General features: G+C 71.8%; 6 protein-coding genes and 1 pseudogene. 2 read left to right on the top strand and 5 right to left on the bottom strand.

Annotated elements, in window-relative coordinates; all coding sequences use genetic code 11:
* On the bottom strand, positions 1-1,442 hold a 1,442-nt coding region (locus tag G6019_RS06430; RefSeq protein ID WP_182627227.1), incomplete at its 3' end, for a cobyric acid synthase.
* A gap of 209 nt (positions 1,443-1,651) precedes the next feature.
* Here G6019_RS06430 and G6019_RS06425 point away from each other — a divergent pair.
* On the top strand, positions 1,652-2,371 hold the full coding sequence (locus tag G6019_RS06425; protein ID WP_375539749.1) for a hypothetical protein: 720 nt from the start codon (positions 1,652-1,654) through the stop codon (positions 2,369-2,371).
* 25 nt (positions 2,372-2,396) lie between these two features.
* Here G6019_RS06425 and G6019_RS06420 read toward each other — a convergent pair whose 3' ends face one another.
* The 4 genes from G6019_RS06420 to G6019_RS06405 form a co-directional block, all read right to left on the bottom strand.
* The gene (locus G6019_RS06420; protein WP_107755345.1) at positions 2,397-3,203 is read right to left on the bottom strand and encodes a molybdate ABC transporter substrate-binding protein; all 807 of its coding nucleotides are present in this window, start codon (positions 3,201-3,203) and stop codon (positions 2,397-2,399) included.
* 3 nt (positions 3,204-3,206) lie between these two features.
* Complete coding sequence (locus G6019_RS06415; protein ID WP_231750435.1) at positions 3,207-3,470, bottom strand: MoaD/ThiS family protein; 264 nt, start codon at positions 3,468-3,470, stop codon at positions 3,207-3,209.
* 53 nt (positions 3,471-3,523) lie between these two features.
* The gene (gene moaA / locus G6019_RS06410; protein WP_231750434.1) at positions 3,524-4,552 is read right to left on the bottom strand and encodes a GTP 3',8-cyclase MoaA; all 1,029 of its coding nucleotides are present in this window, start codon (positions 4,550-4,552) and stop codon (positions 3,524-3,526) included.
* 66 nt (positions 4,553-4,618) lie between these two features.
* Positions 4,619-5,977: a uracil-xanthine permease family protein gene (locus G6019_RS06405; protein WP_241725904.1), complete on the bottom strand. Its 1,359-nt coding sequence runs from the start codon at positions 5,975-5,977 to the stop codon at positions 4,619-4,621.
* A 159-nt stretch (positions 5,978-6,136) separates the two neighbouring features.
* Here G6019_RS06405 and G6019_RS06400 point away from each other — a divergent pair.
* Positions 6,137-6,599: pseudogene (locus G6019_RS06400) on the top strand (gephyrin-like molybdotransferase Glp); the annotation flags it as partial.

Below are 6,599 nucleotides of genomic sequence, written 5' to 3'. Positions count from 1 at the left end.
CGGGCCAGCTCCAGCAGGGCGTCCAGGTCGAGGTGCTCCACCGCCAGATCACCCAGCAGGTCCAGTCGCCTCTCGCGTGCGGCGGCGAAGTCCACCCCGGAGGGTTCGCGGACCCGGCCGACGCGGGCCGCCACCTCCGCGAGGTAGGCCTGACGGAACCCGTCGGACTCGAGGCTCCCGTGCCACATGGTGCCCGCCACACCGTCGCGCCTCGCGCCCCCGAGGAACTCGGGGTCCGCGCCGAGGCCGATCCGCCCGTGGTGGATCTCGTACCCGGCCGCCGCGTGACCGAGCGCCTCCCCGGTGGGCAGACGCAGGACCTTCTCCGGCCCGAACTCCGTCTCCACGTCCAGCAGCCCGAGCCCGTCGACCTCCGCGCCCTCGGGACCCTCCACCCCCTCCGGGTCCCGGACGAGTCGGCCGAGCATCTGGAAGCCACCGCAGATGCCGAACACCGACCCCCCGGCGTGGGCGTGGTCGATCACCGCGCGGTCCAGACCGCGGGAGCGGAGCCAGGCCAGGTCGTCAATCGTCGCGCGCGTGCCGGGCAGGACCACCAGGTCCGCGCCCCGGACGGTCCGGGGGTCGGTGACGAACTCCACGTCGACGTCCGGCTCCAGCCCCAGCGCGTCGACATCGGTGAAGTTGCTGATCCGGGGCAGCCGGATCACGGCGACCCGCAAAGCCCGGCCGGCGTCGGCGCGGCGACCGCCGATGTCCAGCGCGTCCTCGGAGTCGAGCCACACGTCGGGGCTCCAGGGCAGCACTCCGTGGACCCGCCGTCCGGTGAGCGCCTCGAGGTGGTCCAGCCCCGGTGCGAGGAGCGAGGGGTCACCGCGGAACTTGTTGACGACGAAGCCTGCGACGAGCCGCTGGTCGGCGGCATCCAGTAGTGCCACCGTGCCGTACATCGCGGCGAAGACCCCGCCGCGGTCGATGTCGCCCACCACGACCACCGGCAGGTCGGCGTGACGGGCCAGGCCCATGTTGACGTAGTCACCGGCACGGAGGTTGATCTCGGCAGGACTGCCCGCGCCCTCGCACAGCACCAGGTCGGCCCGGTCGGCCAGGTCGTCGTATGCGGCATGGGCGGCGGTGGCCAGATGCACGCGACCGTCGACGAAGTCCCTGGACGAGACCGTCCCGGCGGGGCGGCCCATCACCACCACGTGGCTGCGCCGGTCGCCGCCCGGCTTGAGCAGCACCGGGTTCATCGCCACCTCGGGCTCGGCGCGTGCCGCGAGGGCCTGGATCCACTGCGCGCGGCCGATCTCCCCGAAGCCCGCCGGACCCCGGACGACCATCGAGTTGTTGGACATGTTCTGCGCCTTGAACGGCGCGACCCTGATGCCCCGCCGGGCGAACGCCCGGCACAGCGCCGTCACCACCACGCTCTTGCCGGCATCCGACGTGGTGCCGGCGACGAGGAGGGAGGCTGCCATGGGGATCGATCCTAGCCGCGCCCTCCCCCGCCCCCGCCGAGGTGCTCCGCCGACGCGACGACGGGCCGCGACGGTTAGGGGGACCCCGCGTTCCTGCTGGTGACACGCCCGCCAAATGCCCAGCTCAGAACGTATTTGAGATCACTGCGGACAAATGCGCTACCGCCGTCGTCCTGGCCCGGGAGGACGTCACCGATTCCGTCACCGTGGTGACCCTCGGCGGTCCCGACGGTGGCGACCTGCCAGACTTCCGACCCGGCCAGTACACCTCCGTCGGAGTGGTGCTGCCCGACGGCGCGCGTCAGTTGCGTCAGTACTCGCTGTCGGCGGCGCCGGGGTCGGGCACGTGGCGGATCGGCGTCCGCCGGGTCGACGCGGTCTCCGGTGGCGCGGGTCCGTGCCCCGCCGGTGAGGTCTCCGGGTGGCTGCACGCCCACGCCAGGGTCGGCACCACGCTCCAGGTCACGCTGCCGTTCGGTGACCTGGTCCTGGACGCCGCGGGAACCGGGTCGGGCCCGGACGCGGCACCGGTCGTCCTGTGCTCGGCCGGGATCGGCATCACCCCGATGCTCGGCATGATCGCTCACCTGTCGGCGACCGACGATCCCCGGCGCGTGCTGATCCTGCACGCGGACCGCTCGCCCGACCAGCACGTTCTGGCCGAGGAGGTCGCCGGCGAGTCCTCACTGCTCGCCGATGCCGAGGTGCACACCTGGTACGAGCACGGCGCGGACGCGGCCTCCGGACCCGGGACGGTCCACCCGGGCCTCATGGACCCGGCCTCCGTCGGACTCCCGGCGGACGCACACGTCTTCCTGTGTGGCTCCACCGGCTTCCTCCAGTCGATGCGCCCGAGGTTCCTCGAGGCCGGGGTGCCCGAACACCGGATTCACGCCGAGCTCTTCGCCCCCAACGACTGGCTGGTCTAGTCCCGCGCGCCGGGCGGCACCCGGGTCACTCCGGCAGCGGTTCCAGCCCGACCCCCTCGAGCGCTCTGCGGCCGCGATCAGAGGTGACCAATTCGCGGAACCGGTCGGCAGCGACCCGCTCAGCTTCGCCGTCCGGGCCGCCCTCCCCACCGGGTACGCGGGCGAGGACGTACCGGGTCATGCCCGCTGACCTCATCAGCTCGCGTTCGCGGCCCTCCACCTCGACGGGCGCCACCCACCCGTTCGAACTCGCCACGTCCGTGCGGTAGACGATTCCCACGTCCATCTCACCGTCCGCGAGCCTGGCGGTGAGAGCGCGGGACCCACCCGATTCCCTCACGGCGTCCACGGGTTGCACCGACCAGGCCGTGAGCACCTTCTCGGTCGCCTTCCCGCACGGGGTGTCCACCGCGCACAGGCCCACCCTCAACTCCGGACGGGCCAGGTCGGCCATCTCTCGGACGTCGCGGGGGTTCCCGGCCGGGACCGCCACGACCACGTGGTTGCGGGCGAAGATCTGCGGCCCCACCGCAGCGCCCTGCTCTACTGCCGACTCCATCGCCTCCTCGCTCGCGGAGGCGAAGACGTTGAGGTCCGTGCGTTCGGACAACCCCCGGGCGATCTCGTCCGACCGCCCGAGTTCGAGATGGACCCGAACACCCGGGTTCTCCGCCTCGAAGATCCGGATGATGTCGACGAACGCCTCGGACAGCGACGGGGCGGCCGCCACCCCGAGCGAGACGACCGCGGTGGCCTCAGGCTCCTCGACCGCACAGGCGACGCCGGAACACATCAGGGCGACGCCCAACGCGAGCCCCGAACGCCGTCCCACCGGTCACCCTCCGGCGAACGGGGGCAGGACGTCGACCACGGAGACCCCGTCGATCGACGCGTGGGGATCGCGGGTGGTCTCCTCGCCGATGAGGAACGACGAGACCGTGACGATGCTGGCGAGCGGCTCACCGTGCCGCTCGCAGACCTCCCGGGCCAGTTCGCCGATGGTGGTCGCCTCCGTGAGGAGGCGCTCGCGCGCGGTGCCGGCCGCGTCCTCGGCCGCCGCGTAGTACCCCACGGTGATCATTCTGGATGTCGTGCTCACGTGGTCGACTCTAACCTCTGTCCCGGACACGCCGGCACCATTTTGTTGACAAATCATCCACCTATGGCGCCCATCGACCTGCGCGGCCGGTGGAACGCCGTCCCGCCGATGCCGTGCCCGGCCTGCTTGCCCCACATCGCCCCGCGCCAGACCCGGGCGATCTCCGCGTCCTGCGCGCCGGAACGCAGGACGCCCAGGACGTCGGTCTCGTCGTCGCTGAACAGACAGGATCTCACTGTGCCCTCCGCGGTCAACCTCGTCCGGTCGCAGGCCGCGCAGAAATTCCGGGTGACGGTGGCGATCACCCCGACGTGTGCCGGAGACCCCGCCACCGAACGTCCGACCACCTGCCACAACTCGGCCGGTGCGGACGGGTCCTCGCGGCCGGCGGGGACGAGGTCGAATCGCGCGCCCAGCACCTCGAGCAGCTCCTGCGCGGTGACCATCTCCACCCGGGACCAGGTGTTGTCGGCGTCGAGCGGCATCTCCTCGATGAACCGCAGCTGCACGCCCTCGGTCAGAGCCCATTCCAGCAGGTCCGGAGCCCCGGGCAGGGTCGCCCGCATCGGCACCGCGTTGACCTTGACCGGGTCGAGTCCCGCCTCGACCGCGGCCCGCACCCCGCGCAGGACCGACGGCAGTCGATCGCGGCGGGTGAGCTCCGCGAACTCCAGGCGGTTGACCGTGTCCAGCGAGATGTTGATCCGGTCGAGCCCGGCGTCGACCAGCGCGCCCACCCGGTGCTCGAGTCCGACACCGTTACTGGTCAGGGCGATCGGCAGGTCCGGGCACGCCGCCCTGGTCCCGGCGATGATCTGCTCGAGGTCCTGGCGCATCAGCGGTTCCCCGCCGGTGAAGCGCACCTCGCGCACCCCGAGTTCGTGGTGCGCGAGCGCGACCAGCCGGACCACCTCGTCGCCCGTCATCCGTGCGGCGTCGGGGATCGGGGGCAACCCCTCCTCCGGCATGCAGTACGTGCACCGCAGCGAGCATTTCTCCGTCAGCGACACGCGCAGGTCTCGCGCGGTGCGACCGAAGGTGTCGATGAGCACCGAGGTGTTCGGGGGGTCCTGCGTTGTCACGCGCACCTCCGATCTGCCGGCCGTCCGGGTCGAGTGTAGGCGCGCGCCCGCATCACCGGCGGGCGGCTACCTCTCCGGCACCTCCACCTCCGGGTTCGGCCCGAGGAGGGTGAGCTCGTGGATCTCGTCGCGCTCGGCCTGCGCTCTCAACTGCGGGGCGATCACCCGGGCGAGGTGGTAGCCCAGCACCACCACGAGGGTGCCGAGCGCGATCCCGCCGAGCTGGAAGTCGTCCGTCACGACCAGGGTCGTGTCGCCGACGGCGATCACCACGCCCGCCGCGACCGGGACCAGGTTGAGCGGGTTGCCGAAGTCGACCCGGTTCTCCTTCCAGATCTTGGCACCGAGCAGGCCGATCATGCCGTACAGGACCACCGTGATCCCGCCCAGCACCCCGCCGGGCGTCGCCGAGATCACCGCACCCAGCTTCGGCGAACACCCCAGGAGGATGGCGGTCAGGGCGGCCACCACGTATGCGGCGGTGGAGTAGACCTTGGTCGCGGCCATCACCCCGATGTTCTCGGCATACGTCGTCGTCGCCGATCCACCGAACGAGGTGGCCAGGACGGTGCCCGCACCGTCGGCGGCCAGGGCCCGGCCCATCAGGCCGTCGGTCTCGGTGCGCGTGATCTCGCCGATCGCCTTGACGTGACCGGCGTTCTCGGCGATCAGGGCGATGATCCCGGGGACGATGAGCAGCACGAACGCGAGCGAGAAGTCCGGGGCGTGGATTCCCACCACGCCCGCGGCCTCGTCGGTCATGGGCGGCAGCCCGAGCCACGGCGCGTCCCACACTCCCGACCAGTCCACCCGCAGGTGCTCCGTCACCTCACCGGCGGTGGCGTTGAACGAGGTGATGGGCCCCGTCACCAGGTCGAGGATCCACGACAGGACGTAGCCGAAGATCAGCGCGAGGAAGATCGCGATCCGGCCGGCGAAGCCCTTCAGTCCCACGGTCATGAGGATCAGGGCGATCATCACCGTCAGTGCCACCCACTGGTCCTGCGGCCAGTAGGTCTCGGCCACGACGGGCGCCAGATTGAAGCCCAGCAGCATCACCACGGCCCCGGTGACGACCGGCGGGAGGATCGCGGTGACCACGCGCCCGCCCACCACGTGCACGATGATGCCGACGACGGCGAGCGTCGCACCCGCCACCAGCATCGCGCCGGTGACCTCCGCGCTCGTGCCACCCTGCGCGCGGATCGCCGCGACCGCCCCGACGAACGCGACCGAGGTGCCCAGGTAGCTGGGGACCTGCCCCTTGACGATCGCCAGGAACAGCAGCGTACAGACGCCGGAGAAGAGGATGGCGAGCTGTGGGTTGAGCCCCATGATGATGGGGAAGACGAACGTCGCGCCGAACATCGACACCACGTGCTGGGCGCCGATGCCGATGGTCCGGGGCCAGCTCAACCGTTCCATGGGGGCCACGACCTCGCCGGGCCTGATGCTCTTGCCGTCACCGTGGACGGTCCACAGCGTCGTTCTCCCCGGCCTTCTCGCCACCGTCGCCCCTTAGCTTCGCCGCCTGCGCCCCGCGCGCGGACCGTAGGCACAGTACAACGCGATTACCGTGGGGGCATGGCCTCCCACCCCGACCGCCCGACCCGCCCCGAGTCCCGCCCGTCCCCCGACGGGTACCGAGAGCTCCTGCGCACGCATCTCGCGTCGGTGCTGCAGCGGGCCTCCCAGAGCACCCGGTTGCCCCTCGTGGCGTGCGCGGACTCGGTGCTCGCCCGGGACCTGCTCGCGTCGACCGACCTCCCCCTGTTCGTGAACTCGCAGATGGACGGCTACGCGGTGCGCTCGTCGGATGTCGCCGGGGCCGGTCCGGACTCGCCGGTGCGGCTCCGGGTGGTGGGGTCGATCCACGCCGGCCAGGGGCCGGGACCGGAGATCCACGACGACGAGGCCTGCGCGGTGATGACCGGAGCCCCCCTGCCCGGTGGAGCGGACTGCGTCGTCCCCGTCGAGGACACGTCCGTCGACCCGGCCGCCTTCGAGGCGGGCCGGCCCGAGACCGTCCTGGTCCATGCTCCGCGGG

Origin of the sequence: Dietzia sp. DQ12-76 (assembly GCF_014145045.1) — a bacterium.
Taxonomy (GTDB): Bacteria; Actinomycetota; Actinomycetes; order Mycobacteriales; family Mycobacteriaceae; genus Dietzia.
This window is presented reverse-complemented; position numbering and strand designations above follow the sequence as displayed.

Excerpts from the sequence above, each read along its gene's own strand:
- G6019_RS06405 (WP_241725904.1), bottom strand. The coding sequence starts at position 5,977 with ATGGAACGGTTGAGCTGGCCCCGGACCATCGGCATCGGCGCCCAGCAC.